This window comes from Agarivorans sp. B2Z047, from assembly GCF_023373605.1.
Classification (GTDB): Bacteria; Pseudomonadota; Gammaproteobacteria; order Enterobacterales; family Celerinatantimonadaceae; genus Agarivorans; species Agarivorans albus.
Genome location: NZ_CP088080.1, coordinates 478,531 through 505,092 on the forward strand (window position 1 = coordinate 478,531; position 26,562 = coordinate 505,092).

Consider the following 26,562-nt stretch of genomic DNA (forward strand, 5'->3'; position numbering starts at 1 on the left):
GGGCTGTATTATTGAGCGCTGCATTAGTATTTACACAGTGAAAAATTTTGTTACTTATCTTTGGGTAGGCAAATGTGCTGACGCAACAACTCAGCCGAGTCGGCTGCATTGGCTTGGCAAACAAATAGGCCTATTTGCTCATAACCACCCATCATTTGAGTTTTAGGTAAAAACTCAAGATACAACCCACAGCCTGGCCCATTGTTGATGATCATATTGTAGGCAGGCGGAATACCCATTTGCTCCATGAGGTGCAGAATAGCTTGTATGGCTTGCTGCATGCCTTCCACCAATTGTTGCTGCTCTATGCTGTTGAGCTGATGCAAGTAGCGTTTGTCGCTGTCTTTCACAATTAGCAGCATGTCTAAAGGTCGCTTCATAAAGTACGGTACGATTAGCTGCAATTCACCATAGTCTTTTACCAGTAACTCGCTGGGGTTCTCTTCCAACATGTAGCGACTAAAGGATTTGTTGTGGCGTTTTCTAAAGCGCAAGTTATTGAAAAAGTGCTGCGGCAAAATGTTGCTATAGGCAATTTGCTGGTGGCCATGTACTAAAGAAGCACCAGCGGTAGCGCCAAAGTTTTTGATAATAGACACGTAGCCACTAACTACGTCTTGATTCACTTTGGTTTCAGAGCGCGCCATAAAGTCGGTGGGTTGGCATAACAGATTCTTTTCTAGGTTTGCTAAACGCTGAAAGCTAATCAGCGCATCGGAAAATGGTAGGTTATGCCAATCTTTATCGTGTAGCGAAGAAGTCCACTGCAATAGATGAAAACCATAAGATGCACGGCCTTGGTGTTCTGGGTCTTGGTGGAGGAAGTAGTCGGCGTTTTCTAAAGGAATATCTTCGATAGGGTGAAAAATGGGGTAGAGGTTTTTGTTGATAAAAGTAAATCCCTCGCTGTGCTCGGTTATGTCGAGAATATCAGCGCTTTTCCCTTCACAAATAGGGCAATGCTCATCTTCTTTAACTGCAGTAGGTTGCGCTGTAGTGTGAACCCTTTTAGCGCGGGCAGAGTTATAAATCACTAAGTTACCGTTGCGTGGATCAATTTGACAAACGCCGTCTGGAGCAAACTGCTTTAGTTGTGGATCTTGGCTAATGTTTTCTAGTAAGTGATGAAATTGAAGCTGGTCAAGATCTTCACTTAAGGCAAGCGATTTTGCTAAGGCAAGAGGTAACTGTTTGCTCATTGACGATCCTTGTTTGCTTAATCCAAAAAGAAGTAAGTAAGACTTGCACGGCTATTTGATTATAGGTGATGAACTTGCGACGCGCGGATTAATGCTGCTTGCTTGAAACAAAAACTGACTGCGCTTGGTCTTTGCATGTAAATGGAAAGTAAAACACCAAAAAGTGGAAGCCTTTCTGAGGCTTAACTAAGTGAGTTTAAGCCTTAAAACAGCTGCTTTGGTTAAAGTGAACCAGCTTGTAATAAAAGCATTACAATTTTTCAGTGTACAAGTGTACGCTGAAATAATAAGCTGGTCGGCGACTTGTTAAATTTAGGTAACAACATGCAGGCTGCAAAGCACTACAGCGCGAAAGAAGAATTACTAAATGTAGTTTCTCACCTCATTGGTTTGCTTATCTCTGTGGTGGGTTTGTTTATGTTACTGAGCAAAGCCGAAGGCCTAACTGAAGTGGTGGCTGTAAGTATTTATGGTGGGTCTTTAGTCTTGTTGTTTTTGGCTTCTTCTCTTTACCATGCGGTTAGCCATAGCGCCTGGAAGGCTGGCTTAAAACTGTTTGATCACTCTGCGATTTATCTGCTAATAGCTGGAACGTATACACCAATATTGCTGGTGTCTTTTGACGGTTGGTTATCGCTAATTTCCATGATTGTAATTTGGACGCTAGCGGCTTTTGGCGTGGGTTTTAAGTTGCTCACTGGCACCCGTTTCCCCAAAGTATCACTGAGTACTTATTTGGCGATGGGGTGGTTGTCTTTGGCGTTAGCTTATCCGATGTATCAGCATATTGCGGGCGAAGGTCTGTGGCTATTAGCTGCCGGCGGAGTATTGTTTAGCGTTGGTGCACTGTTTTATGTGGCCAAGCACAAACCTTACACACATGCTATCTGGCATGTTTTTGTAGTAGCAGGCTGCGCCTGCCATTTTGCTACGATATACGGCTATATCGTTTAGCGCTTAACTTAGTCAGCTCGATATTAATAATATGCCTCGCCTACCTTTTGGCGATAAAGCACATGTTGTTCGCCATCGGGATCTTGGTACACAAATTCATCTTCACTAATCGAAATGATTTGGTCACACCATTGTGTACCAACTGGCAATATTTCGGGGTGGGATGTTCGGCTAATGGTTAAGCAAATCGTGGTGCCCAATTCGCCAGAAATCTCGTAACGGCCATCTATTCTAAAATCAGCAATGCTGTCGGGAAAGGTACCCCAGCTGTTAATGGTGCCGTCGGCATTGTATTGGTCGTAACCCCAAATGGATTGGCCTTGATCTTCAGAGCTTCCCCACAAACCAATTAGCGAATCTAGATTTATTGCATCTTGGGCATGCAGTAAGCCGCTGGTTAATAAAAAAGGCAGTAACAAAATAGATAATTTCATGCTTGTACCAAGCAAATACATTTAGTTACTTTTCTATCAGTTAAGCCTTGAGTGGTCAAATACTTAGGTTATTTTACTCTCCAAGCCAAACCAGTTCTGGCAAGGCGCTTAAATCCAACTTGTCACCTTGTTTGGCCGCAAGCATTGCGGCGGGTTGAGCAAAAGAAGCTTGAATGGCTGCCAGTAGATCTTGTTGTACTTGCTGTTCTCCATGCACCAATATTAGTGGAGGAGCGTTATCGAATTGTTGGTACCAGTGGATTAATTCGGCTTGGTCAGCATGGGCGGAAAGCCCCCCAACCGTGTGTAGCTTGGCGGCAACTTTAACCGGTTTGCCGCGAATAGTGAGATAGTCGGCCCCATCTACTAACATGCGACCTGGTGTGCTAAAGGCTTGGTAACCACAAATAATAACATCGCATTCAGGGCGCCATAGGTTGTGCTCTAGGTGGCAGCGAATACGCCCGCCATTACACATGCCGCTACCAGCAATAATAATTAAGCCTTGGCTTATTTCATTAAGCTCCATGGATTGTTCGGTGCTTTGAATAAACTCGACATTCGACAATAGTGGATGCTCTCCCGGATGCTGCCGAGTAAAACGTTTAAAATCGTCATCCATTACTGGGTAATTGTTGATATAGACCTTGGTAGCCTCTATCGCCATGGGGCTATCTAAGCAAATTCGCCAGCGTGACAGATCCCATTGTTTGGCATAGAGATGAAATAGATAGAGCAGCTCTTGGGCGCGCCCTACCGAAAAAGCGGGCAATAGAATATTGCCCTGGCTACCGCTAATTGCCGCTGCAAATATTTGCTCCAGTTCATCGATGGTTTGCTGCCAGCTGCGGTGTAAGCGATTGCCATAGGTGCTTTCCATCAATACTAAATCGGCTGTTTTGATAATTTCAGGATCATCCAAAATAGGCATGCCTTCGCGGCCTAAGTCACCACTAAATACAATTTTTTTGCGGGTGCCTATTTCGCTTATCCATAGCTCAACAATGGCCGAGCCAAGAATATGTCCAGCGTCGGAGAGCTGCAGGGTGAGTTGAGGAAGTACCTGGATGCTTTCGCCATAGTTGAGCGGCTTAAATTGTAGGATAGTTTGATCTACGTCTTGTTCATCAAACAAGGCTTGCAGTGGCTCAAGCCCCTTTTTTAAACGCTTATTGTTTAGCCGTTCGGTGTCACGCTGCTGCAGCATGGCGGCGTCTTTTAGCATAATGGCACAAAGCTCTGCCGAGGCTTTATGAGTATAAATGGGGCCCTTAAAGCCAGATTTTACTAACTGCGGTATTCTGCCGGAATGGTCTATGTGAGCGTGGCTAAGAATAACCGCGTCAATCTGTGAAGGCTCAAATCGGAACGCTTGGTAGTTGCGCATTGCATCGGCTTTGCTGCCTTGAATCAGCCCGCAATCCAGTAGCACTTGTTTATCGTTTACCGTAAGTAAGTGGCAGGAGCCGGTAACTTCTTCGGCTGCACCAAGAAACTGTAAGGTCATGGTCATGATATCAGTCCCTCTTCAAACAAGGCCTAGATAAAGTGTAGTTCAGCTGCAGATGTGAATGTGTGGCTTAGTTAACGGAGTTCTTAAGGCTTTTAAATAAATGGAGTAAGCGTGAGTTGGAGTGGTTTAGATTTTGAAGGAAATAAAAAAGGCTGCCATGGCAGCCTTTGACGAGATGAAGCGCAGATTAGGCTTTAAGTGTTGATAGCTGAGTATCAAGTGCCTGCGCTACTTGTGACAATTCAGCGCTAATGCTTTCGATATCGTGAGCCAAACTATTCTGCACGCCTGCAGCTTCGCCAATGCCATTAATATTGCGGTTAATATCTTCGCTCACATGGCTTTGTTGATGTGCGGCAGTAGCAACTTGGGCTGCGTTATCGTTAATTACCGAAATGCTTTCTACCACTTTATGCAGCTGCTCGTAGCTGGCTTCGGTGTCTACCGCGGTGGTATTCACTTTTTCTCGGCTGGTGCTAATTAAGTCTACCGTAGCATTTACATCACTTTGTAGTGCTTGAATCAGTTGGTTAATTTCTTCGGTAGAGCTTTGAGTTCTGCCAGCTAGGTTTCTTACTTCGTCTGCTACTACCGCGAAGCCTCGGCCTTGTTCTCCGGCGCGCGCTGCTTCAATTGCTGCGTTTAATGCCAGTAAGTTGGTTTGCTCGGCAATACCACGAATGGTCTCTAAGATGCTGTTAATATCTTGGCTACGACCCGCTACTTGAGTGATTCGTTCGCTAATGCCTTCCATACTGCCAGAGATATCGCGAATTTGTTCAACAGAGCTTTGGAACTCTTGCTGAGTTTGGCTTAACTGTTTCTCAGCTTCTTGAGCGTTGGTCGCGGTGCCATTGGCCAGTTCTGCTACGTCGCTAGCAGTCGATGACATTTCATTTACTGCGGTAGCCACGCTGTCGGTGTCGTTGCGTTGTAAGCGGCTTGCTTCTCCCGCAGACTCGGCATTTTTAGCCAGAGTTTGTGAGCCATTAGTAAGCTGATTTGATTGCTGTTGCAGCTGATTTACCATTACCCGTAGTTTTTCGGTAAAGGCGTTAAATTGGGTTGCCATGGCTACCAGCTCTTGGTGCTTTTGCACATCTAGCTTCATGGTTAAATCGCCATCATTTCCGGCTAGGTAACCGATCCGACGGGTGATTTGGCTTAAAGGCTCTAAGAAACCTTGCACCAGTTGCGACACAATAAACAGCGCAATGATAACCACAACGGCAGACACTAAGATCATGGTGCCGCGAGCTTCTGCTGCTGTTTCTGCAAACAGAGCTTGTAGTTCTGTTGCACTTAGCTGAGTGGCAGCAGCGGCTTGTTCGGCGCTAAGTGAAGCGCTACCATACATCAACATGCTAGTAAGCACGCATATAAATAATAGGGTGATGCTAATAAGTAGTTTTAATTTAAACGACAGTGTTGCCATTATTGTCCTCCATGAACCCGTCTGTCGCTACAATCTCATACTTTTGAATCTGGCGCTCAACTTTCCTCACATATTATTGAACAACAAGTAAAATTTTTACTTTCATCGCATTTTGCTTAGCCCTGATGGGGTTAAAAGTAACAGTTCCGCTGCTGGTTAGGCAGCAGCGGAGTAAAACGGCAGAACCTATATCTAAGGCTGGCTTTGAAGATCTATTTGATAAAGGGCAAAGCCAACATCATCGACAGAAAGCTTCTGCATCGGATAAATGGCTTTTTCGGCGATAAACGCGGCAGCTTTGTCGCTGGGGGAGGTTTCAAAGAAAATGTTTAACTTGGCTTTAGTTTTTGACTCAAGAGGGCTAAAGCGCCAGTTGTTGTCGGCGCTAGGGCTAATTTGCCCTTTTTCCTTGCTTACTCGTTTAATGTAGTTGGCTAATACACTGCGGTTTTCGTCGGGTGCTTGAATCACCACTTTGTCTTCGCCGGTGCCGGCAAAACCGCCGCTATAAGCGCGATAGTTGTTTGTTGCCATTAAAAACTCTTGGCTTGGGTCAATCGCTTTGCCGGCGTAATGAAGTTGTTTGATACGTTCAGACTCTGGGTTGAGTGGTTTGCAGTCTGCGTCAAAACGGGCGGCTTGGCTTACGTCAATTTGGTAAGTAACACCGTCGATGACATCAAAATTATAGGTTCTAAACTCGTCCCAATTGATTAACGCTTGCGGGGTGGCTTGGTTTGGGTCTATTTGGTTGAACTGCCCAGCCGAGCATTCTAGCCAGTCTTTCACTTCTGCGCCGGTAACTTTTAACACCACCAGAGTATTGGGGTACAAATATAAATCGGCGGCATTTCTAAAGGTGAGTTCGCCGGCTTCTACTTCGGTATAGTTGCTAGGGTCGTTTTTACGCCCACCCGCTTTAAAAGGCGCTGCGGCCGATAGCACCGGTAAGTCGGCTAAATCGGGATCACCTTGAATCAAGGTTTTTACGTAGTCGGTTTGCGCTAAGTTAACAATTTGAATGGTGGGGTCGTCCTGAACTAAGGCTAAAAAGCTGTACATCACGTCGCTAGATTTACCCAAAGGCTGATTGACAAAATCACGGGTGGCTTGGTGATCTTCCGCGACAGCGGCCACCATCGCTGAATCAGCCTTTGCCAGAGATTTTTTATTGGCGCTGTCAAAGATAGCTCGGTTGATGGATTGGCTTTTAGTCACCTGCCAGCCTGCTTGGGTATGCTGTAGCTCTAAGTCGATGATGCCAACATGGCTGCCCCAACGCCCCGGCATTACGGCCGCCACCCCATTTATGGTGCCGCTTTGGTTATCTACACCTGGCAAGTTATCAAAGCCTTTACCTGGGAACACCGTATGCGCATGACCAAAGGCAATGGCATCAATGTCTGCGACTTCAGATAAATAGTAAACCGAGTTTTCGGCCATTACCTTGTAAGGGTCGGTAGATAGGCCGGAATGGGGTATAGCAACAATAATATCGGCGCCTTCGGCCTTCATTTTTGGTACCCAAAGTTCGGCACTTTGCTTGATGTCTTGCGCGCTTACCTTGCCTTCTAAATTGGCTTTATCCCAAATCATAATTTGCGGGGGAACAAAGCCAATGTAGCCAATTTTGAGGTTTTGGCTTTGACCGGCTGTATCTTTAAAGCTGTAGTCTTTTATTAGGTAGGGACTAAAGTAGTTTTGCTGGTTGTCGCTGCGGATTACGTTAGCATTGATGTAGGGAAAGGTCGCGCCCGCTAATGCTTTGTCTAAAAAGTCTAAGCCATAATTAAACTCATGATTACCTATGTTGCCTACATCGTAATCGAGGCTGTTCATTGCCTGATAAACCGGATGAACTTGTTGGCCAGTTAACCCTCTGTCAGCAATATAGTCGCCCATTGGGCTGCCTTGTATCAGGTCGCCATTATCTACCAGCACGCTATTGTCCACTTCTGCTTGGGCTTGTTTAACGAGGGTAGCGGTACGCACTAAACCTATTTTGGCGGAGGGTTTATCCTTGTAATAGTCAAAGTCCATTATGTTGGCGTGAATGTCAGTGGTTTCGATGATTCTTAGTTTAATTGTGGAGTCGTGAGCGTAGCTATAGGTGCTTATAAATAGGCAGGTGAAAAGGAGTATTTTTAAACTATTCATGGTGGCTCCGCTTGGAAACAGTAAACAATAAAGTAAACCATAGCAGAGCGGCGCAAGGTGGCACTCTCAATAGCAAAATAAAGACGCTTTTCAACAATAATTCATGGTCTTAGCTATGATAAAATAGGCAAAAAATTCGGAGACGCTATGCCCTATCAGTGGATTTTACTTGGCCTTGCTAGTCTTATAGCTATTGGCATCTTATTACATCACCCTTCACGCACCTTAGGTATTCCTTCGCTGCTGATTTTTATGGGGGTGGGTTTATCCATTGGTAATGGCGAATTCAATTTTGTTTACGATAATCTGGCAGTTACTTCACTGGTGGGGTCTTTTGCTTTAAACATCATTGTATTTGTGGGCGGTATTAATACGCCTTTGCAAAGTATTAAGGTTGCTTATAAAGAAGGTGGGGTATTGTCTTCACTGGGGGTGGTGTTCACCTCGTTTATTTTTGCTGCAATTTTTTACCTAATATTTGATTACGACTTTGTCTATTGCTTGCTGTTTGCTGCAGTGGTGTCGTCTACAGATGCTGCAGCGGTGTTCTCAATTTTAGAATCGAAAAAGCTCAAACTAAAAGAAAGTACCGATACGGTGTTGGAGTTTGAGTCAGCCACTAATGACCCGGTGGCGCTAATTATGGTGGTGATTCTTACCGCTTTGTCTTTGTCACCTGACAGCGGCGTATCGGCTATGGAGATTAGCCAAACTTTGGCGATTCAAGTCATTGGCGGATTGGCGATTGGCTTTATTGTGGGCAAGGTATGTGTGCTGGCCTTAAGTAAAATTAGCTTGCAAGAATATGGCTTAATTCCAGTGTTTGTATTGGCCTGTTTTATCTTAGCCACTTATGGCAGCGAGTTAGCTGGCGGTAACGTGCTAATAGCCTGTTATGTAAGCGGTGTGGTAATTGGTAATGGCTTGAAGCGTGGTAAAGAAGTGAGTAAACACTTTTTTAATAGCTTGTCGTGGTTAGCCCAAGCAGTGATGTTCATTATTCTAGGGCTGCAAATATTCCCGCAACAATTACTGGATGTATTGTGGGTGGCCATCGTTCCAAGCGCTATTTTGATGCTGGTGGCCCGCCCTCTTGCAGTGCAACTTTGTTATCTGCCATTTCGCCAAGCTACTTGGAAGAAGCGTTTGTTTATTTCATCCATTGGCTTAAAAGGGGCTACTCCGATAGTATTTGCATTGATCCCCGCTGCGGCCGGTGTAGAAGGCGCTTTAGAGATGATGCACATGGTGTTTTTTGTGGTGCTTTATTCGGTGTTTATTCAAGGTGCAGCCATCGAACCGCTGGCGAAAAAACTTCAACTCAATCAAGGCGAATCGTAGGCAAACCTAAGCGAATACTCGCTGGAACTAGGGCTTGGTGTTATGACAATGCTCGATAATCAGCTCTCGCAGCCAGCTGTGTGCGGGATCGTTTTCTAGGTGTTGTGGCCAAGCGAGTAAGTAGCTAAAGGGGGCCATGTAAATCGGCAAAGGCAGTAGCTCTAGTTGGTGAGTTTTTATCACTTGCTGGGCAAAGCTGCGGGTGCAGGTAAACACCAAGTCGCTAGATTGACAGAGCAAGGCTGCGGCAAAAAAATCGGCGGTAAGGGTGCTGTTTTCAATATGCAGTCCTTGCTCTGCAAGCACCGAGTGCAATAACCAACGATCGCCAACTTCACACTCACAGGTTAGGTGAGCTTGCTGCATGTAGCAGTCTAAATCCCATTGTTGGCTTAACACTGGGTGGTCTTTTCTCACTAAACAAACATGGTCGTCTCTAAATAACTCAAAGCTACGAATTTGAGCGGGCACTTGCTTAACTTGAAAGTGACTAGGCGCGCGTTCGTCGTTATCGCGAGCCACAATGGCTAAATCAAATTCCCCTTTTTGCAGACCTTCTATGCTGCCTGGTTCTAGGCGGTGAGTATCCAGCTTTAGGCCGGGTGCTTGTTGCATCAGTTTGCCAAAAAAACGCGGCAATAAGGTAGCAAAGCAGGTTTCATTAAGGCAGCAGCGAAAGTTTCGTTGGCTAATCGCTGGCTCAAAGCCTTCTGCTTCAATCATTTCATTAGCGCTTTGCAGCCACTGCCGTAATTTAGGTTCTAGGCTGCGCACCCTTGGCGTTGGGCTTAAGCCATTGGCATGGCGAATGAATAAGGGGTCGTTTAGCTGCTGACGCAATTTTGCCAATTGCTTACTCACTGCCGATTGGGTGAGGAATAGCTTATCTGCCGCTTTTGAAACACTGCGCTCTTCAAGCAAGGTGAGTAAAACTCGCAGTAGATTAAGATCGTATTGCTGAGACATGATATTCCTGTGAGGACTGTGAGTGAATCTAAACTATCATTATGATTCATAAAGTGCAGGACTTACAATGCCCACCTCGTTTTTGGAGCATGCTATGTCGAAGCCTTTACCCCTATTCATGTTAATGGTGCTGTTCTCACCTTTAGCGATTGATATCTTTTTACCCGCTATTCCACAAATGGCGCAAGCCTTTAATGTGCCTGTGGCGTGGATTGCTCAAACTATTCCGGTGTTTTTGTTTTCCTTTGGTATTGGCCAGTTGTTAGTGGGCCCATTGGCCGACCGCTATGGCCGTAGGCCAGTGGCTTTGGTAGGTGCGCTGTTATATTTGGCAAGCTCTGCCTTGGCGGCGATAGCCAGTAGTTATGAGCTATTAATGCTAGCGCGCTTAGCGCAAGGCATTGCGGCCAGCTGTTTGTCGGTGGCCGCGTTTGCCGGGGTGCGTGATGTATTTGGTGCCGAGCGCTCAAAAAATATATTTAGCTATTTAAACGGTGTGATTTGCATTGTTCCCGCATTGGCACCCTTGTTAGGTGGCGTGCTCACCCATTGGTGGTCGTGGGCAGCAAACTTTTGGTTTATGGTGGCATTTGCGTTGGTGGTATTTTTAGCGCTGCTATTTGGGTTAAAAGAAACTAAACCTCAAGCTAACGTGTTTACTGGGCGCTTATATTCTTTTAGTCGTTACTATTCGGTTATTACTGTAGCTAGCTTTCGTTTTTATTCCTTGTTGGTAATGTTGGGGATGGCGATGATTATTGGCTATGTGTCGCAGTCTGCTGGCCGTTTAATGGTGGATATGCAGCTATCTAGTGCTGATTATGCCTTGTGGTTTGGCAGCAACGCTGCCATTAACATTGTGGCTGCATTTTTGGCTCCTCAAGTAATTAAGCAGATCGGGCAAACAGCAGGCTTATGGCTTGGCGCAAGTTTAATGGCAGGCGCGGCCATTGCCTTAGTTCTAGGCCAGCAAGTATTGCATCCGCTGGCGTTTATGGCTCCGGTATTTGTCTCTAGCATTGGCTTTTGTCTGTTAATTGCAGTGGGAACTGGCAGCGCTTTAGCGCCTTTTGGTGACAAAGCGGGCACGGCCTCTGCTTTATTGGGCTTTGTACAAATGACCGGTTCTGCAAGTTTAGTGGGCATCTTAGGTCTAAGTGGTTTAGCCAATACCGAGCAACTTGCCTTGTTAATGGCGCTGCCATTTGCGGCCATGATGCTAGCCATTTGCAAAGGTGGCTTACGGTTTGAAACCAGTAATTAGCTAGTTGAATTAGCTATAGTATTTATGAAAAAAGCGCCTAGTTGGCGCTTTTCTAGTTTTATTTTCACTTAAGCGGTTTTTTTAGCTAACTAGACGCGCTAAATCTGGCGGGTGGTTTATAGTTTTAAGTAAGTGAAATTAAGTCGCGTTGGTAGTTATCACGTGAAGATCCTACTACTTCTGTTGTTTATTTGCCCTTTAGCTTGGGGAAAAGCGTCGGTGGTTTTTATAAACCCCGGTAAAGCTGAAGAAAGCTTTTGGCAAGATGTAGATATGTTTGCTAATGCTGCCGCTAAGCGATTAGCGCTTGATTACCGTACTTTTCACGGAGAGCGTAATCATTACTCAATGATTAAGCACATCGAATGGATGATCAACAATCAGCAGCTGCCCGATTACCTCATGCTGGTGAACGAGAAGCAAGCCTTGCCTCGTATGCTTAGCCTGCTAGAAGGGCAATCGGTTTATGTATTGGTGTTGCTTAATGATGTGAGTGTTGAACAGCAACAGCTTCGCAATAATAACCCTCATTGGCAAAACTACTTGCTGTCTTGCATCGTGCCTAACAATTTGTGGGCGGGTTATCAAACGGCCCAATCCATGTACTTAAATGCTGAACAAGTGACTGGTGAAGCAGTAATTATCTCGGGAGATAAAACTACTCCTGCTTCAGTAGAGCGTACAGCTGGCGCTGTCGATTTTTTTCAACACCAAGCCGGTATTGACTTAAAGCAGGTTATTTATGGCCATTGGGATGAACAGCGTAGCTACCAACAAACTAAAGTTTTGCTGAAACGCTACCCCGATTTGAAATACCTGTGGACAGCTAACGATCACATGGCTTTTGGCAGTATTAAAGCGATTAAAGAATTAGGAAAGCAACCAGGTAGGGATGTGATTGTTGGCACCGTAAATACCTCTCAACAAGCCTTGTTGTTGCGTGAGCAAGGTGAAATTAGCGCCTTGGCGGGGGGGCACTTTACCGCGGCGGGGTGGGGACTAAGTTTGATTCATCGACATGTTCAAGGACAATCACTGCCAAGTAAAGTGAATGCCCCTTTGTTTGTAATGTTGCAGCCAGGGACAGAGGCCTTTGAAAAAGTAAAACAGAAGAAATGGGATGCAGTAATGTTTGAGAGCATGCTGCTAGAAGCCGGCAATCCGCTTAGTTTTCAGTTTGCTCAGTAGGTTGTTATGAAAGGGGCTTTTAAACTTCGCACTCCTATTGCCAAACGCTTGGTCATATTAATTGTAAGCGCCAGTACCCTGTTTGCTTTGTTATCTGTGGCCGTGCAACTGGCTTTCAATTTTTCTGGCGCAGTTAAAAATGCTGAGCAATGGGTTGATGAATATAACCAAGCAAACTTGAGCGCGATTGAGCGAGCAGTATGGGAAATTGATTACCAGCTGCTGGATGATTTGCTGCAAGGTTTTGTGCAGCAGCAATATGTGTCGTCGGTAAATTTTTCTACCGATGAAGGCATGGCTTCGGGTGTTGGTGAAGCTGACTTAAGCCAGAAATTTTATGTTTATTCACTCGACCACCAAGGCACTGCGCTGGGCAAACTTACGGTTGGCCTAGACTTATCCTTGATCAAGCAAGATATAAAAGCCCAAGCCTTAGTTATATTGCTAACTAATGGCTTAAAAACCTTTTTAATGAGTTTGATTATTTTACTGCTTGTAGGGCGGATTGTGACTGGCGACTTACGGCGTTTAGCCGAGGCTGCCGATCAGATATTTACCGAAGAACAACAGATTGTTCAGTTGCCCAGTAAGCTACTAAAGCGTAATGATGAAATTGGCCTAGTGGCCAGTTCCATGCAACAGCTACAGCAACGTTTGCAACGTGGCTTAGATGCCCGTTTAGAAGCCGAGCAACAGTTGCACCAGCACCGACAGGTGTTAGAAGAAACCGTGGAACAACGCACCTCGGTGCTTAATTGGCAAACCGAAGCTAATCAATTGCTATCCGAGATCTCCCTGTCTTTTTTAAATCAAACATCCAGCAATTCAAAGGCATTGCTACAGCGGGCCACCTCAGCCATAGGCAGTTTGTTTCCGATAGAGCGGGTGGTGGTATTGGAGTTTGAGCGCCAGCAAGCGATTTATCGCGATGTATGGAGTGTGCCGGGGCATTTAGCGCCTATAGAGCCGGTGGACTTAAGCCAACTTAGTGAGCTAAAGCGGCGTTTGGTGAGTGTAGCGCCAATAGTAGTGAGTGATGTGGAAAAGCTTAAACGGCATGCTCCCGCCGAATATCAGCTACTCAAGCAATACGGGATAAAGTCCTTTGTAGGAATTCCCTTAAGTGATGGCAATAAGGCTTTTGGTTTACTTAATTGTGTGAGCTTGAGTTATTGCGCGATTTGGGACGATTACCAAGTAGTATTGTTAAGTCAATTTGCCGCTGCCATTAGTGGCTTGTTAATTAACGAAAAAAACGATCAGGCGATGAACCGTTTGCAAAATGAGTTACTTCAGGTGAATGAGCGCTTGCAGGTATTAGCCGAAACCGACGAGCTAACCGGTTTGGTTAACCGTAGGCCGTTTAAGCGAGAATTAAACCGTGCTGTAACCAGTGCCAGAAGGCACAAAACCCAGTTGGCAGTGCTAATGGCCGACATCGATTATTTTAAAGCTTACAACGACCACTACGGACATGTGCAAGGTGACGAAGCTTTAAAGCTGGTAGCTAAAGCCCTAACAGAAGTGGTAAAGCGAAGTGAAGATTGTGTTGCACGGGTCGGCGGTGAAGAGTTTGCCATTTTAGTCTCTGATGCTAATCAACAAGAACTGCCCAAAATGGCTGAGCAGGTGGTTAAAGAAGTTGCCAAACTACAAATTGAGCATGCGGATTCGCAAGTAAGCGCGGTTTTAACAATTAGCGTAGGTGGTATTTTGATTGAACCTGATGATGTTATTGACCCTACCAAGCTGTTAGAACTTGCCGATAGCTGTTTGTATAAGGCAAAACATCAGGGGCGTAATCAAGCAGTGTTAGATCTGGATGTTTAAGTACTGCGTTAGTTCAAAAATATAAGCTTTTCTGGCAGTTACCGAGCCCTAGTTTGTTCCTAATCAAAGTTACAGAGGATCTTAATTTCTCCCAACAAAGCGGTGAAGTGGGTCGCATTTATTGGTGGTTGTTTTCTCCAAAATGGTGATTGTATTGACCGCTTGCAGGGAGAAATACCATGAACCAAGGCATACTTAACGTTCTGGCTTTAAGCATTGTTCTCACTAAGTATTTAGGTATTGTTGTATTAGCTGGCATGGCGCTATGCTCAACCGCGCTGGCTGCAGAATTGCTGCTGGTATTCGCAGCTGAGGTCACAGAATAGCCAGATAATTTGCGCCAGCTTCATTCTTAATTGTTCATTTGTCAGTAAGTCGGTAATTATGTTTTATAATATAAACATGGCTAACAAGGATTGAGGACTTGAACATGAGCCATACAAGAATGCTTAAACTGGCGATAAGTGCCTATGTTGCTTGTGCTTTATTGGCATTTTTGTCGACCGCCTTTAGTGGCGGCTTTTCTGATAATCATATCATTCAGCGAGTTTGGATCTTTCCGTTACGGTTTGAGTTTGCCCTAGTGCTGCTGTTTCTTAGCTTGCTGGCTAGTTACTCCTTACTGCACGACAGTTTACATGGCCGCTTGTTACTTACCGGGATTGCAGTTGTGCATATTCTAAATATGATCTTTGCAACCAGTTTGGTTGAGTCTTCGATAGCGGCTTTGTTTAGCGCGGCCAGTATGATGAGCCTAGGTTTACTGGTCTATGTAGCTTGGACCAACCCACAAAACACTAAAGTGAAGCGCTTGCAGCAATATCAAATACAACGACGTCGCGCCAAAGAAGAGCAAGATAAGATTGATTATGCTTATTTAAACGCTGTGCCGCCTACCAATGAGCAGCATGCTGAACACTTAGGCAAAGAGAGTCATTAGCCCTGAAACTACAAGAACAAGTTGTTTGGTTAAACGGGCTCTTGTAGTTGTTGGCAATAGCTCCAAAGGTAGAGGCTACCAATAGCGAGGCCAGGCAGAATGGCTTCTAATAAATCGGGTGTTTGCTGCCAAGTATGTAACAAGACTGGAATCGCCAGCATGACTAACCAAGATACCGACATCGCCGACCAACGCACTCCTTGGCTATAACCCCAATAAGCCAGCATTGATTTAGCGATAAAGCTAATTAACCAGGTTGATACAAAAGCATAACTGCCCTGAACTAAGCCCGCTTTTAAGGCAACTTGGTTACCGTGTTCGCTATTCACAAAGGCAGCCCAAGCGCCATACACCAAGGCTGCCAGTAAGGCGATTTGCCAAGGGCTAAGCCGGTTAACTAGCTTGCGGTAATTATTAATCATTTAACACTGCTGGCCAGTTTTTGTCGGCACTAACAATGAAATCATCGCGATTAGCCGTCCATTTTTGCTGCACGCTGGCGTTATAGTTTAAGTAAAGCTTGCCATCGAGCACGGTGAACTGCTCTGGTTCAATGCTGGCTGTTTTGCCTTTGGCTACCGCATAGGCGCAGTACCCGCCATATTGTGGCGCAAACTTTTCTGGCTCGGCTTTAAACATGGCCAGATTTTCTGCACTGCTAAAGCGCCACGTAGCACCTTGCCATTCATATTCAAAACTCTCTTTGCCTTCTACTGGTTTGTTTTCGGTAAAATAAGCCACACTATCGTAACCTTTGATGGCTAGGTTATTAAACCAAGACGTATAGATAGGATCTGCAGCAAAGCTGTATCCGGAGACAAACAGTAAGGCGAGTATTAGCTTTTTCATAGGGTTACCTCGTCGATTAAATCAGAACGGATGATGGAAAGTTGGCGTTGTTGTTTCTCTAGTAAGCCGGCGTCTAAGGGCTGAGTAGCCTGGCTAAGTTGCTGTCGCCACGCTTGTAGGCTAGCTTCTGGGTAATAATCAAATTCGCTATCTTGGGCACTTAGGCGTACTTGGCAAATGCTTTTGCTGTGTGCTTCATCTCTGTCCATAAGCACTGAGTGGCTGCGGTTCTCTTGGCATTGCTGCAGGTGAATATCGCTAAGTACTCGTTCGGCAGAGCTAGATTTTTGCTCTAGCCATTGTTGGAAACGGCGTTTTCGGCTAGCCAATACCTGTTGGGTATTTAAGGCCGATGAACTGAGCTGAATGGCCTTGTCGCTAAGATGATGATGGCTAAGCTGTTTACCACTCCAAGAAAAGTGCTGGCAATCATTGGCTGATATCATTAATAGATCAAAAGGGTTGAAGTGCTGGTAATCTTGCGTAGCTAAATGTTGCTCAAGGTGTTGGCTGCTGCCTAACGCCAAGGCTTGGGGAATAATTTGTCCGCGCGTGGGCGCTCCTGCATGCTGTGGATCTTGGTAACGATTTAATAGCGCTAACACAACCCCATGATTGTTAAAGCCAAACCAGGTACCACCAGCTTGCCCATCAACGGGGTAAACCAACACCGTATCACCATTACGTTGTTGCTTTATGCCTGCTTCATGGCGATGACGGGCTTCATCGCGGTTCATGGTAATTACGGTTTGCTGGCCAAGGCGCAATATACTAACAGTACACATTTAGTTGCCTTGTTGGCGTAGGTAGCTCGCAGTGCTAGGTGCGATGCCCATGGTATTGTCTACCGATAAGCCCAGTTCTTTTGCCACTAATTTGGCATAAGCAACATGGTGCACGGTATGGTTAATTAAGTAGCATAATTCGCGGCTTAAACTGCTATCAAACTGCATGCTCTGTTGCTGCTTTAACGAAATCTCTGACTCCACCTTAATCGGGCGTTCATCAATGCTGGATTGTGGGTGAAGGAACCAGTTACACAGCTGATTAATTAGTTGTAGGGCTAGGCTTGGATCGTTTTCTATATCGCTATCTCGGTGGCGTGAATTGTAATCAATACTGCCTTTATCCAAACCATGTTGTAGGGCTAAGAAGTGATCTAGAATGTGTCGTACATGGCGACCAATGCCAGATTCACTGTGAACAGAGGGCTGGTTGTAGAGTGCTCCATCACTCGCTTCTACTAATTGTTGCACTTGCTGAAGTGCTTCTACGGTAGCGTCACGCAGCTGCTTCATTGTTTCTCCATTTATTTAAAAAGCGTTCACTACCAGTTTGACCGAGGTAACGACGTAAATATTTCTCAGGGGTTTTTCTTAAATCAACAATAATTAGTCCATCTAGCGATTGGTTGAAACTGTTGTTCACCGAAAAACAGACAAAGCGGCCATTAAGCGCTAAGTAGTGACGCAGCAAAATGGGGATCGATTTACCCGGTTCACATTGACCCACCAGTTTATTAAGAATGGCAATGTTGCTAAGCGACGCGAGTACCTTGCTCGACCATACTTTGCCTTTCACCTTTAAGGGCACAATAGGCTTAACATCGTTTAGGTAACGTTGTTCAGCGCGAAAGGCCGAAATCATCGAATCTGAGATAAACGCTTGAGCCAGCTCAGAATGTTCTTGGGAAATGCTCACACAACCAAATAAGGTGTGATACTGCGGGTTTTCTGCCACGTAGTGACCAATGCCTTGCCACAGTAAATCGAGCGCTCGAGGATGGCGCTGGTATTTAGGCACCACAAAAGAGCGACCCATTTCTAAACAGTCGCCCATGCGTTTTAAATAGGCTTGGTCAAAATCGTATAGTGAGCGGCTATACAGAGCATTGATGCCATGTTGCTCAACAATTTCGTTAGCGTGACCAAGGCGGTAACCCCCCACCAAACAATGGGCGTCGTTATCCCATACAAACAAGTGCAAATAGTGAGGGTCAAACTGGTCGCTGTCTAAGTGTTTGCCAGTACCCTCTCCGGCAGCTCTAAAGGTGACTTCGCGCGCCAAGGCTATCTCATCCATAATCGGCCCTAAGCGTGGGTAGGGGGCGCAATACACACTAAAGTTACGGTGGCTGACTAATATGCAGTCTTCTAAAGTATCTAACTGCTTACGTAGTTCTTGGCGGCCATTAGGCAAACATTCCACTAAATGCAGCGGCGGGTGCTTGGGCGCAGCTTTAGCTTTTTTATTATTAGGTAAACTCAGTAAATCAGTCGCTACCCGCAAGTAATCGGTAACGGCTTGTTCATCACTTAAATCTTGATAATCTTTAGGGGCAATAATTTCGCCAATTTGCATGGTAAATTCACGACCACGTTTGTTTATTAGCTCTCTTGGCAGAAGGGCAGTACGCAGGCGGCGATGCAATAAACCGGCGAGATAAAACAACTTGGAATTACGCCCAGTAACAAAACAAGGTAATACGTGAGCCTTGTAACGTTTGGCTAAACGTCCAACCAAATTGTTCCATTGGCGATCTTCTATTTGACCCGTTTCAGTATTGATGGCTGATACCATGCCAGCGGGGTAAATCATTAATGCTCCGCCCTTAGATAAGTGCTGGCAAGACATGCGAATGCCGCGAGCATTTTTTTTGGCGGCTTGCTCTGAGAGCACGTCTACGCCAATAAACAGATCTTGAAACTCTTCTATATTGGCTAACAGTTCATTTGTGAGCACTTTTAAGTCGGGGCGAACTTGTAGCAATAATTCGCTCATTGCTACGCCTTCTAAGCCGCCCAAAGGATGGTTAGCCACAATCAGTAGCGGACCTTCTTGCGGCACATTTTTAAGTGCCTCAGGATTGTTGGCTAGTAACGAGAAATCTAAGCGCTGCATGGTATGGCGCAAAAACTTTTGTGCTGTTTGGCTGTCGTCTACAAAGTTAGGAGCAGCATCGTAGTGCTTGGCCAAAGTGCTTAAGCCCAAGATTTTTTCTATCACTCTAGCTAACCACTGTGGGCGGATACTCAGCCTAAATGGGTTATTTTTTTCCTGCATGGATTACTCCTTAATCCGTTTCTGGATAACAAGCAGTGAGTTCACGCTCATGTTTCCAGCGTACTAGCAGCTCTTTAAATTTAGGTGGTCGATAACCACGTTTGCGATTGGCAGCACCTAGTTCAAATAAGGTTTTGTATTGAAATAATAAGGAGCGCATTGCTTCGCGAAAGGGAGTTTTACGATCCCAAATATGCAGCGACTCAGAGCTAGCGCTATTAATTTCGACAATCTCCAGATTGGCTCCTTGTTGTAAGTGGGTGATGTCGGCGAATTTAATGTCCATTCGTCCGTAATAGAACTCGGGCAAATCGGCCATCATTTGGTTAATCGCTTGGTTTAATTCTGGAGTGATTAAGTCATTAGCATCGCGAAAGATAGCGCCACGACAATGACTGGCCGAAAACACCAGTTTATAGGGTTGGCCTTCATCGATAATGCTGTCTAGTTTGTCGTGATGACGACTTAAATACAGGTGTTGCAGTTCGCTAGCGCGAGGGTCCGCTTGAATCAGCTGTTTTAAGGTGGATTGGCCATCACCCACTACATAAGGCGTGTACTTTAATGCCAAAGAAATAATCTCACCTTGTGGCCGGTCGGGGTGGCGCACAAAGAACACGCCAGCCTCGGCTTCATAGCTAGCCAATTTTTGAATCAACATGGCAGAATTAAGCGGATAGTTTTCTAGGCAATCTTGCAGCTCTTGGCGGTTATGCAGCAACTTGACTCCCGCACCTCGGCAGCCAATATCGGGTTTGCCTACAACTGGAAACTCAAGGCCGCGTTGTTGCATTTGCTCTAATAAATCTTCGACTTGACGCGCCAAAGGTGCCCTGGTGCGATTGACTTTCATCCAGGCAAGGACTGCGTCGTCGCAAGACCCGGTAGCTTGAGCCAGCAGTTCGCTTTTGCCTACACCGACCATGCCGGCTAAAGGGAGTTTGGGGTTTGCCAATAGCGGTAAAGTGAATGAGCGATGGCGAATGCCCAAGGCTATCCATTGAAACACCACTGGAATATACACTGCCCAAGTTGGCCAAAATTCAAAGAAAGAAGTGGTTTTTCCGTTCATATCTAGGGCCGGCATACCGGGGGATACGTAAGGCGAAGAGGGCTTGGTATTTGTTTGTTCAGTCACAGTGACGGCACTTCCTTTTGCTTTTTATCTGTACTAACAGACCTGCGTATTGCGATAAATAATTCAATCTCGGTTAGATTTAGTCTAGTTCAGCAAATTGATTAACCCAATACAGTGTATTAATGCTCCAGTCTAAGCGAGAATAGTTACCAATAAATGTAAGACTTTCGGATGGTTGCGCTGAATGATTATTGAAGATTTACACTTACTGGCTGGTCAGCATCAGTTAGCGATAAAACGCTGGGAGTTAAAAGCTGGCGAGCACTGGGCGATCTTTGGTCATAGTGGTAGCGGTAAATCTTTGTTGGGCGCTTGGTTGGTGGGAGACTTAGCAGCCGAGCGGGCCACCTTAAGCCAGCAACCACAGCGTATAGCTTTAGTCTCTTTAGAGCAGCAACAGGCTTTGCTTGAGCGCGAACTCGCCGACGATGACAGTGAGTTCACCGATCAAATAGATAGCGGGCACACAGTACTTGAGTTGCTTGAAGCTGACTGTTCCGAGCCGCGTTTACTTGAGCGAGTCAGCCAACAGTGCGATTTAACAGATTTACTTAAGCGCGGTTTTCGTTTGTTATCAACTGGCGAAACGCGTCGCTTGATGCTGGCTTTAGCGCTGATAAAGCAACCACAATTGTTGATTTTAGACGAGCCCTTTGCCGGCTTAGATCTCCGCCACCAACGGCAATTACTCGCCCTGCTTGAACAATTAGCGAAAGAGTGTCAGCTATTGATTATTAGCTCACGTGACGATGAGTTGCCAGCTTCAATTAGTCACGTAGCGGTGCTTGACGAACAAGGACTAAGCCAGCAACTCACCATTGAGCAATGGCTGCAACACCCCGAGCGACAGCAAATGGAAAAGCAAGCTGAGCAACAATCTTTGGCTATTGTGCAGGCTCTGCGTGAGTTTCAACAAACTGAACCCGTTTCGCCACTGTTCTCTATCACCCAAGGCTCGGTGAGTTATGCCGGTGAAACATTGTTTAGTGGCTTAAATTGGCAAATACACTACGGCGAGCACTGGCAGGTTCGTGGTCCCAATGGTTGTGGAAAAAGCACCTTGTTGAATTTGATTTTTGGTGACCACCCACAGTGTTACAGTAATCATATAGAGGTTATGGGATTTCGCCGTGGCAGCGGTGAAAGTATCTGGCAAGTTAAGCAGCATATTGGCATGGTCTCGGCGGCCTTACATTTACAATATCGGGTCAATTGTAGTGCCCTTGAGGTGGTGTTGTCGGGTCTGTATGACTCTATTGGTGTTTATCAACAAGCCAGTGAACTTGAGCTTGAACAAGCACGTTTATGGTTACAACTATTCGGTCTGGCTAACTTAGAAAAACACTACTTTAAAAGTTTGTCTTATGGGCAACAGCGTTTGTTGATTATTGCTCGCGCCTTGGTGAAAGGGCCGCAACTATTATTGTTGGACGAGCCCTGCCAAGGCTTAGATTTTTTACAACGTAATACGGTGTTAAAAGCCTTAGAATTAGTAGCTAAACACAATCTTAGTCAGCTAGTGTATGTTACTCACCATCAAGATGATGCCTTGCCTAGCATTAAACACTTTATCGATTTTGCCGATGGCGCGGTGCATCTAAGCAAGCTTTGAGCGTGGCACTATGCTGCAAATAAATCTCTAGTCCATAGGAGTAATAAGATGAGTTGGTATATAGCGGTTCTTAAAAAATATCTGGTGTTTAATGGGCGCGCTCGACGCAAAGAATATTGGATGTTTGTGCTTATCAACAGCATCATCGGAGTGATATTAAGTTTTATTGATCAAGTTACCGGAACCGTTAATCTTGAATCTGGTTTAGGGGTATTGGGCAGTATTTATACCTTGGCGGTTTTGTTACCTTCTTTGGCAGTGGCTGTGCGCAGGCTGCATGATACTGGGCGCAGCGGTTGGTGGTTGTTTATATTATTCCTGCCAATTATTGGCGTATTAGTGCTGTTGTTTTTCTTTTTGTCTGACAGCAAAAGTGAAGCCAATGCTTACGGGGAAAACCCTAAAGCTCAAGCTGTATAGCGTTTACTATGTGGTGTTGGCCAATAAATGCATGCAAATGAAACCACAGGTGTAGGGCTAAATCGCCAATACTATCGGCGTGGTCCAGATTATCGCCATGGTGATAGCGTGGACTTCGCCGATATTAAACACACTTTTGGCTTTGCTGGTTTAGCGATTGGTGCTTGGGTTAATAAACAAGAGAAGCAACGCGCCGCAGAGCTAATCTTTGATGCCTTAGCCGATCTGGCGTTTTTGCTTAATCTACCTCCCGTCGCCTTAGGTTTAAGAGGCAGCTTAAGTTTGGCTTTTGGTACAGGTGGGCAAGCTAATGTACAAGCTCACTATGCGCCGGCAAGTCAAACCCTCGCGCTTGCTAAAAATGCCGGAGCCGGAGCATTAGCTCATGAGTGGTGGCACGCATTTGATCACTATATGGCTGGAAAGTTGTTTTGCCAGCCGGCTGGGCGCAACGAGTTTGCCTCTACGCGTTGGTTAGCCGATGAGAAACAATATCCCCATCCCTTAAATCAGCTGCTTGACCAAGTGTTTGCTGCAGTGTTTTTAAGTGAGCAAGGGCAAAACCTACACCCCTATGTAAGCCGGTCAGTCGCTTTAGATAAACAGTTAGGGCAACGTTATTTTAGCTTACCTACAGAAATGATGGCGCGAGCGTTTGAAGCATGGATTCAAAGTCGTAACGATATTAAAAACAGCTATTTAGTCAGTGGCACCAAACAAACTGAATTGGCCAAACAGGGAGCTTATCCCGATGTTCAGCATTTGTTGCAAATTGGTAGTTGTGTTTTGCCGTACTTTGAAACATTAGGTCGAGCACTCGAGTCCAAATAGCAGGATCTAATGACCACCGTTTGATTTGTTTCATCTATGTGTGATGGTGCATAAGTTTTCTATTCACAAATAAATCAAGGATCGTATACTTATTGGTCTTGTTAATAAGTTATCTGGATGGTTAACAAGGTATACCTAGGGCATTAGGGAACAAGGAATGTTGCGACTTCTATCTATCGTTTTATTGGTTTTTACTGGGTTTAACAGCGCCTCTGCTGCTGAGCCGGTGGATTTACGTGTTTTGGCTTGGCCGGGTTATGCCGATGCAGATATGGTGGCGGCATTTGAAAAGCGTTATAAGGTTAAAGTTAAAGTTAGCTACATAACCAATGATGATGAAATGTGGCTGAGAATGGGCCATAAAAATGGCGAGAACTATGATGTTTTTGCGGTAAATACTGCCGAGTTACAGCGCTACATTGATGCCAAATTAGCTACCCCGTTAAATCCACAAGCCATTGGCAACATGGCCAAACAACTGCCTCGCTTTACATCCTTACAGGATATCCCCGGGGTTACTCGTGATGAGCAGGTATACGCAATCCCCTATACCTATTCTGAAATGGGGTTGATCTACAATAAAAACTATTTTGAACAGCCGCCTACTAGCTGGAATGTATTGTGGGATTCTCAGTATCAGGGGAAGATTCTTGCTTACAACGGCAGTGCCCATAACTACACATTAGCGGGCATGGTTCTAGGTGTAGAGAATCCTTTTCAGCAAACAAACCAGCAGCTTAAACTAAGCACCGAACAGCTGTTGGCTTTAAGACGTAATGTATTAACCTTTTATAGCTCTCCGGAAGAAGCCTCAGAGTTTTATAATCAAGAATCAGTAGCTTTAGTGTTTGCTAACTATGGGGCTCAGCAGCTTAAACAGTTGCAAGATGCCGGCGCAGACATTGGATATGTTATTCCGCAAGAAGGTGCCTTGGCTTGGCTAGATTGCTGGGCCATGTCGAGTGGGGTGAAAAACCAAGACTTAGCCCATAAGTGGATTGATTTCACTTTAGAGCCGTGGGTTAGCCAGTTGTTAACCGAGCGCCAAGGTTTAGCAAATACCATTGTGCAAGACACTCGCTCGCTACCTGAAGACAAGATCATTTGGCTCGAAGAAGTGGAAGACCATCAACGCCGCAGTGAATTTTGGGAAAATATTCTTAGCGGCAAAACCTTGCAGATGATGAGCCTGCCATGATCAACTCCATTTCTCTTCGCTTTGGTCTTTGGTTTGCCGGCTTTGGCATTTTGGCGTCGGTGGTTACCGCCGCGGTTAGTTATCATGAAAGCCGCGGGTTGTTAGCCGAAAGTGCCGAGCGAGAGTTAGCCACAACCACTCAAATTCTTACCCGAGAGTTCAGCAGTAGCATTGATGAAATTACCAAAGATGTATTGTTTTTAAGTTCTATTCCGCAAACGGCTGGCTACTTCGAGGCTGACAATAAGCTGGTACTTTCCGAGCAGCTAAAAGATATTTTTAAGCAAAAGTTAAGTTTAAATCCTTCTTATTTCCAAGTGCGTTTTATTGGTGCTGACAATTTTGGCCGAGAGTTGATTCGAGTCGATAGACTAAGTGATGGCTTGATAGCTATTCCCGCCGCAAGCTTGGAAGAAAAAGCGCATTATCCTTATGTTTTTCGTACCTTGCGTTTGAATGCTGGCGAGAGCTATTTGTCAGATGTGGATATTCACAATGAAAAAGGTGTCGAGCTGGGCCAGCATCAACCTACCTTAAAAATTGCCTCGCCAGTATATGTTGAGGGTAAAGCCCGCGGTTTGGTAGTGGTGAATGTGGGTTTGGAAAGTCTGTTTAGCCAAATGCAGGCCGATTTGCCCGAAGGTGTAGCTATTTATTTGGCTAACCAAAAAGGTGACTATTTAGTTAATCCTAATCCTGATAAACAGTTTGGTTTTCATTTTGGCCATCGCTATTTAATGCAACGTGACTTCCCTCAGATGGAAGTGCTGTTTAATGATCTGCAGCCAAGAACCTTTGTGCTAGATCCCTCCGCGGTCTACAAATATGAGCGGGCGGTATCTTTCACTCCCTTGTTTTATGGGCCTAAATCTAGCCCAAAAATGGCGGTGTTGGGTCTAGCAAGTCCACTGCCTAGTCTCAGCCATATTATGGACTCGTTAGCGGGCTCGATGATCAAGGTTTGTTTAGCGCTGAGTTTAGTTGGGCTACTTACTTCCTTGTTATTTGCTAAGGTTTTGTCCCAGCCTATTCGCAATATGATGATAGCGGTAAACTCTTTTTCTAAAGGTAAATTGCCTGCGGCCCAGCTTTTACCTAGCGAGCGTAAAGATGAAATTGGTTTATTAGCCAATACCTTTAAAGCCATGTCGCGGCAAATTAATAAGCAAATTGTTGAGCTTAAAGACAATGAGATTAACCTTCGCCATATGGCTAGTCACGATAGCTTAACGGGTTTGCCTAACCGCAGTTTGTTTTTGGAGCAGCTACGAGGCTCGATTCACCGCGCTCAAACCGGACAAAACAGCCTAGCTGTGGTGTTTATCGATTTAGATAACTTTAAGCAGGTTAACGACAATTTGGGCCATGAAGCCGGTGACCTTTTATTACAGCAGGTTGCAACGGTATTGCGAGACTCTATCCGGTCTGGCGATTCGGTGGCCCGCTTTGCCGGTGATGAATTTATGCTGGCTCTAGAGTCAATTTCTGAGCCCGAGGAAGCCAACGATGTAGTGAATACTGTGCTGCGTCGTTTAGCCCAGGAAGTAAGCTTAGGGGTGCATATTCAGCCCGTTTACGCAAGCGTAGGGATTAGCATGTATCCTGAGGATGGCAATGATCCAGAACTATTGGTACGAAATGCCGATGCGGCGATGTATCAAGCTAAGTCTAAAGGGCGCAACCAATTTAGCTACTACGCCTTAGATGTACCTTCGGCAATAGGCTAAGCCACCTTATCAAAATGACGCTGAATCATACTGGGTTTATTGTTTGTTAGCTCGAAGCTTTTGGCTGCCTTAAAGCCTTGTTGACTCAGCCATTGTGTCGCACTAGATACTTCAAGAAATACCTGTTTGTTATAGTGTTGTTCAGCAGGTAGCATCCGCTGGAGTTGGTATTGTTTGAGTGGTGAAAAACTAAATACTTGCGCCACGTGGCTCATTCCCGTTTGAATGCACCATTGCTGCAGTTCACTGATTGCATGCTCTGCTTCCGGCACGGCTAATTCCCATTGTTCTAATAACACTAAATGTGCCCATGGCGCTGCTAGTGATTGCCCAATACGTTTAAAGTCTTCAGCAAAGTGATCACTAACAGCTTGATTCCACGCGCCTTGAGCGCTGGCTATTAGCAAGTTGTCGAGTAGGTAAAGCTGGTAGTCGCCGTGAAGTGGTTCGGTGCTCATAGAGATTTTGGCTAGTGAATAATGTTTAAGTTTAGCCAAGATTGT

Annotated in this window: 25 protein-coding genes; 12 read left to right on the forward strand and 13 right to left on the reverse strand. The window is 45.3% G+C overall.

What is annotated here, in order from left to right:
- Nucleotides 1-50: 50 nt before the first annotated feature.
- The gene (locus LQZ07_RS02265) at nt 51-1,199 is read right to left on the reverse strand and encodes a hypothetical protein (RefSeq protein WP_016403135.1); all 1,149 of its coding nucleotides are present in this window, start codon (nt 1,197-1,199) and stop codon (nt 51-53) included.
- Nucleotides 1,200-1,523: 324 nt separating this feature from the next.
- Between LQZ07_RS02265 and LQZ07_RS02270 the strand changes: the two genes are divergently transcribed.
- On the forward strand, nt 1,524-2,153 hold the full coding sequence (locus LQZ07_RS02270; RefSeq protein ID WP_152782996.1) for a hemolysin III family protein: 630 nt from the start codon (nt 1,524-1,526) through the stop codon (nt 2,151-2,153).
- Between the two features lie 23 nt (nt 2,154-2,176).
- Here the strand turns inward: LQZ07_RS02270 and LQZ07_RS02275 are convergent, their stop codons facing one another.
- The 4 genes from LQZ07_RS02275 to LQZ07_RS02290 all read right to left on the reverse strand — a co-directional run bounded on the left by LQZ07_RS02275 (nt 2,177) and on the right by LQZ07_RS02290 (nt 7,692).
- Nucleotides 2,177-2,587, reverse strand: coding sequence for a hypothetical protein (locus tag LQZ07_RS02275; RefSeq protein WP_152782998.1), 411 nt, complete (start codon nt 2,585-2,587; stop codon nt 2,177-2,179).
- 73 nt (nt 2,588-2,660) lie between these two features.
- Entirely contained in the window at nt 2,661-4,100 is a 1,440-nt protein-coding gene (locus LQZ07_RS02280) for an MBL fold metallo-hydrolase RNA specificity domain-containing protein (protein ID WP_152783000.1), read from the reverse strand.
- Nucleotides 4,101-4,287: 187 nt separating this feature from the next.
- Complete coding sequence (locus LQZ07_RS02285) at nt 4,288-5,535, reverse strand: methyl-accepting chemotaxis protein (protein ID WP_152783002.1); 1,248 nt, start codon at nt 5,533-5,535, stop codon at nt 4,288-4,290.
- Nucleotides 5,536-5,727: 192 nt separating this feature from the next.
- Nucleotides 5,728-7,692 (reverse strand): bifunctional 2',3'-cyclic-nucleotide 2'-phosphodiesterase/3'-nucleotidase, encoded by a 1,965-nt coding sequence (locus LQZ07_RS02290; protein WP_227981410.1) that lies wholly within the window; start codon nt 7,690-7,692, stop codon nt 5,728-5,730.
- Between the two features lie 147 nt (nt 7,693-7,839).
- Here LQZ07_RS02290 and LQZ07_RS02295 point away from each other — a divergent pair, with 147 nt between their 5' ends.
- A complete protein-coding gene (locus LQZ07_RS02295) occupies nt 7,840-9,033 on the forward strand; it encodes a potassium/proton antiporter (RefSeq protein WP_152783004.1) in 1,194 nt (397 codons plus the stop codon).
- Between the two features lie 27 nt (nt 9,034-9,060).
- Here LQZ07_RS02295 and LQZ07_RS02300 read toward each other — a convergent pair whose 3' ends face one another.
- A complete protein-coding gene (locus LQZ07_RS02300) occupies nt 9,061-9,999 on the reverse strand; it encodes a LysR family transcriptional regulator (protein WP_152783006.1) in 939 nt (312 codons plus the stop codon).
- Nucleotides 10,000-10,093: 94 nt separating this feature from the next.
- On the opposite strand from LQZ07_RS02300, the gene LQZ07_RS02305 reads away from it, so the two are divergent.
- From LQZ07_RS02305 to LQZ07_RS02325, 5 genes are all read left to right on the forward strand, one after another.
- On the forward strand, nt 10,094-11,263 hold the full coding sequence (locus LQZ07_RS02305) for a multidrug effflux MFS transporter (protein WP_227981414.1): 1,170 nt from the start codon (nt 10,094-10,096) through the stop codon (nt 11,261-11,263).
- A 219-nt stretch (nt 11,264-11,482) separates the two neighbouring features.
- A complete protein-coding gene (locus LQZ07_RS02310) occupies nt 11,483-12,451 on the forward strand; it encodes an ABC transporter substrate-binding protein (protein ID WP_249483475.1) in 969 nt (322 codons plus the stop codon).
- 6 nt (nt 12,452-12,457) lie between these two features.
- On the forward strand, nt 12,458-14,281 hold the full coding sequence (locus tag LQZ07_RS02315) for a sensor domain-containing diguanylate cyclase (RefSeq protein ID WP_152783010.1): 1,824 nt from the start codon (nt 12,458-12,460) through the stop codon (nt 14,279-14,281).
- Nucleotides 14,282-14,460: 179 nt separating this feature from the next.
- Nucleotides 14,461-14,607: a hypothetical protein gene (locus tag LQZ07_RS02320; protein ID WP_016403147.1), complete on the forward strand. Its 147-nt coding sequence runs from the start codon at nt 14,461-14,463 to the stop codon at nt 14,605-14,607.
- A 104-nt stretch (nt 14,608-14,711) separates the two neighbouring features.
- Complete coding sequence (locus tag LQZ07_RS02325) at nt 14,712-15,221, forward strand: hypothetical protein (RefSeq protein WP_152783012.1); 510 nt, start codon at nt 14,712-14,714, stop codon at nt 15,219-15,221.
- A gap of 29 nt (nt 15,222-15,250) precedes the next feature.
- On the opposite strand, the gene LQZ07_RS02330 is transcribed toward LQZ07_RS02325, so the two are convergent.
- Genes LQZ07_RS02330 through LQZ07_RS02355 form a run of 6 tightly spaced genes read right to left on the reverse strand, consistent with a single transcriptional unit; the run spans nt 15,251 to nt 20,271 of the window.
- Nucleotides 15,251-15,643, reverse strand: coding sequence for a hypothetical protein (locus tag LQZ07_RS02330; RefSeq protein WP_152783013.1), 393 nt, complete (start codon nt 15,641-15,643; stop codon nt 15,251-15,253).
- Nucleotides 15,636-16,070, reverse strand: coding sequence for a YHS domain-containing (seleno)protein (locus tag LQZ07_RS02335; RefSeq protein WP_016403150.1), 435 nt, complete (start codon nt 16,068-16,070; stop codon nt 15,636-15,638). Before LQZ07_RS02335 ends, LQZ07_RS02330 begins: the two co-directional genes overlap by 8 nt.
- Nucleotides 16,067-16,855 carry an NRDE family protein gene (locus LQZ07_RS02340; RefSeq protein ID WP_152783015.1) on the reverse strand — a complete coding sequence of 263 codons (789 nt, stop codon included), beginning with the start codon at nt 16,853-16,855 and terminating at the stop codon, nt 16,067-16,069. Before LQZ07_RS02340 ends, LQZ07_RS02335 begins: the two co-directional genes overlap by 4 nt.
- On the reverse strand, nt 16,856-17,368 hold the full coding sequence (locus tag LQZ07_RS02345) for a DinB family protein (protein ID WP_152783017.1): 513 nt from the start codon (nt 17,366-17,368) through the stop codon (nt 16,856-16,858).
- Nucleotides 17,352-19,133, reverse strand: a complete 1,782-nt coding sequence (locus LQZ07_RS02350; RefSeq protein ID WP_152783019.1) for a lysophospholipid acyltransferase family protein — start codon at nt 19,131-19,133, stop codon at nt 17,352-17,354. The genes LQZ07_RS02345 and LQZ07_RS02350 overlap by 17 nt, the downstream gene beginning before the upstream one ends.
- Nucleotides 19,134-19,143: 10 nt before the next feature.
- Complete coding sequence (locus tag LQZ07_RS02355) at nt 19,144-20,271, reverse strand: D-alanine--D-alanine ligase (protein ID WP_249483477.1); 1,128 nt, start codon at nt 20,269-20,271, stop codon at nt 19,144-19,146.
- Between the two features lie 184 nt (nt 20,272-20,455).
- Between LQZ07_RS02355 and LQZ07_RS02360 the strand changes: the two genes are divergently transcribed.
- From LQZ07_RS02360 to LQZ07_RS02380, 5 genes are all read left to right on the forward strand, one after another.
- The gene (locus LQZ07_RS02360; RefSeq protein WP_152783020.1) at nt 20,456-21,883 is read left to right on the forward strand and encodes an ATP-binding cassette domain-containing protein; all 1,428 of its coding nucleotides are present in this window, start codon (nt 20,456-20,458) and stop codon (nt 21,881-21,883) included.
- 48 nt (nt 21,884-21,931) lie between these two features.
- The gene (locus LQZ07_RS02365) at nt 21,932-22,303 is read left to right on the forward strand and encodes a DUF805 domain-containing protein (RefSeq protein ID WP_152783022.1); all 372 of its coding nucleotides are present in this window, start codon (nt 21,932-21,934) and stop codon (nt 22,301-22,303) included.
- A 27-nt stretch (nt 22,304-22,330) separates the two neighbouring features.
- On the forward strand, nt 22,331-23,134 hold the full coding sequence (locus tag LQZ07_RS02370; protein ID WP_152783024.1) for a CLCA_X family protein: 804 nt from the start codon (nt 22,331-22,333) through the stop codon (nt 23,132-23,134).
- Between the two features lie 157 nt (nt 23,135-23,291).
- Complete coding sequence (locus LQZ07_RS02375; RefSeq protein WP_152783026.1) at nt 23,292-24,332, forward strand: extracellular solute-binding protein; 1,041 nt, start codon at nt 23,292-23,294, stop codon at nt 24,330-24,332.
- Nucleotides 24,329-26,059: a diguanylate cyclase domain-containing protein gene (locus tag LQZ07_RS02380; protein ID WP_152783027.1), complete on the forward strand. Its 1,731-nt coding sequence runs from the start codon at nt 24,329-24,331 to the stop codon at nt 26,057-26,059. The genes LQZ07_RS02375 and LQZ07_RS02380 overlap by 4 nt, the downstream gene beginning before the upstream one ends.
- Here LQZ07_RS02380 and LQZ07_RS02385 read toward each other — a convergent pair.
- Nucleotides 26,056-26,556: a hypothetical protein gene (locus LQZ07_RS02385; protein ID WP_152783029.1), complete on the reverse strand. Its 501-nt coding sequence runs from the start codon at nt 26,554-26,556 to the stop codon at nt 26,056-26,058. The genes LQZ07_RS02380 and LQZ07_RS02385 overlap by 4 nt on opposite strands.
- Nucleotides 26,557-26,562 lie beyond the last annotated feature (6 nt).

Bases quoted from the DNA above. Each gene is read 5' to 3' on its own strand.
- LQZ07_RS02340 (WP_152783015.1), bottom strand. From the start codon at position 16,855: ATGTGTACTGTTAGTATATTGCGCCTTGGCCAGCAAACCGTAATTACC.
- LQZ07_RS02265 (WP_016403135.1), bottom strand. From the start codon at position 1,199: ATGAGCAAACAGTTACCTCTTGCCTTAGCAAAATCGCTTGCCTTAAGT.
- LQZ07_RS02360 (WP_152783020.1), top strand. From the start codon at position 20,456: ATGATTATTGAAGATTTACACTTACTGGCTGGTCAGCATCAGTTAGCG.
- LQZ07_RS02280 (WP_152783000.1), bottom strand. From the start codon at position 4,100: ATGACCATGACCTTACAGTTTCTTGGTGCAGCCGAAGAAGTTACCGGC.
- LQZ07_RS02350 (WP_152783019.1), bottom strand. From the start codon at position 19,133: ATGCAGGAAAAAAATAACCCATTTAGGCTGAGTATCCGCCCACAGTGG.
- LQZ07_RS02305 (WP_227981414.1), top strand. From the start codon at position 10,094: ATGTCGAAGCCTTTACCCCTATTCATGTTAATGGTGCTGTTCTCACCT.
- LQZ07_RS02375 (WP_152783026.1), top strand. From the start codon at position 23,292: ATGTTGCGACTTCTATCTATCGTTTTATTGGTTTTTACTGGGTTTAAC.
- LQZ07_RS02365 (WP_152783022.1), top strand. From the start codon at position 21,932: ATGAGTTGGTATATAGCGGTTCTTAAAAAATATCTGGTGTTTAATGGG.
- LQZ07_RS02330 (WP_152783013.1), bottom strand. From the start codon at position 15,643: ATGATTAATAATTACCGCAAGCTAGTTAACCGGCTTAGCCCTTGGCAA.
- LQZ07_RS02320 (WP_016403147.1), top strand. From the start codon at position 14,461: ATGAACCAAGGCATACTTAACGTTCTGGCTTTAAGCATTGTTCTCACT.
- LQZ07_RS02335 (WP_016403150.1), bottom strand. From the start codon at position 16,070: ATGAAAAAGCTAATACTCGCCTTACTGTTTGTCTCCGGATACAGCTTT.
- LQZ07_RS02295 (WP_152783004.1), top strand. From the start codon at position 7,840: ATGCCCTATCAGTGGATTTTACTTGGCCTTGCTAGTCTTATAGCTATT.
- LQZ07_RS02380 (WP_152783027.1), top strand. From the start codon at position 24,329: ATGATCAACTCCATTTCTCTTCGCTTTGGTCTTTGGTTTGCCGGCTTT.
- LQZ07_RS02325 (WP_152783012.1), top strand. From the start codon at position 14,712: ATGAGCCATACAAGAATGCTTAAACTGGCGATAAGTGCCTATGTTGCT.
- LQZ07_RS02275 (WP_152782998.1), bottom strand. From the start codon at position 2,587: ATGAAATTATCTATTTTGTTACTGCCTTTTTTATTAACCAGCGGCTTA.
- LQZ07_RS02290 (WP_227981410.1), bottom strand. From the start codon at position 7,692: ATGAATAGTTTAAAAATACTCCTTTTCACCTGCCTATTTATAAGCACC.
- LQZ07_RS02270 (WP_152782996.1), top strand. From the start codon at position 1,524: ATGCAGGCTGCAAAGCACTACAGCGCGAAAGAAGAATTACTAAATGTA.
- LQZ07_RS02315 (WP_152783010.1), top strand. From the start codon at position 12,458: ATGAAAGGGGCTTTTAAACTTCGCACTCCTATTGCCAAACGCTTGGTC.
- LQZ07_RS02285 (WP_152783002.1), bottom strand. From the start codon at position 5,535: ATGGCAACACTGTCGTTTAAATTAAAACTACTTATTAGCATCACCCTA.
- LQZ07_RS02345 (WP_152783017.1), bottom strand. From the start codon at position 17,368: ATGAAGCAGCTGCGTGACGCTACCGTAGAAGCACTTCAGCAAGTGCAA.
- LQZ07_RS02370 (WP_152783024.1), top strand. From the start codon at position 22,331: ATGCATGCAAATGAAACCACAGGTGTAGGGCTAAATCGCCAATACTAT.
- LQZ07_RS02300 (WP_152783006.1), bottom strand. From the start codon at position 9,999: ATGTCTCAGCAATACGATCTTAATCTACTGCGAGTTTTACTCACCTTG.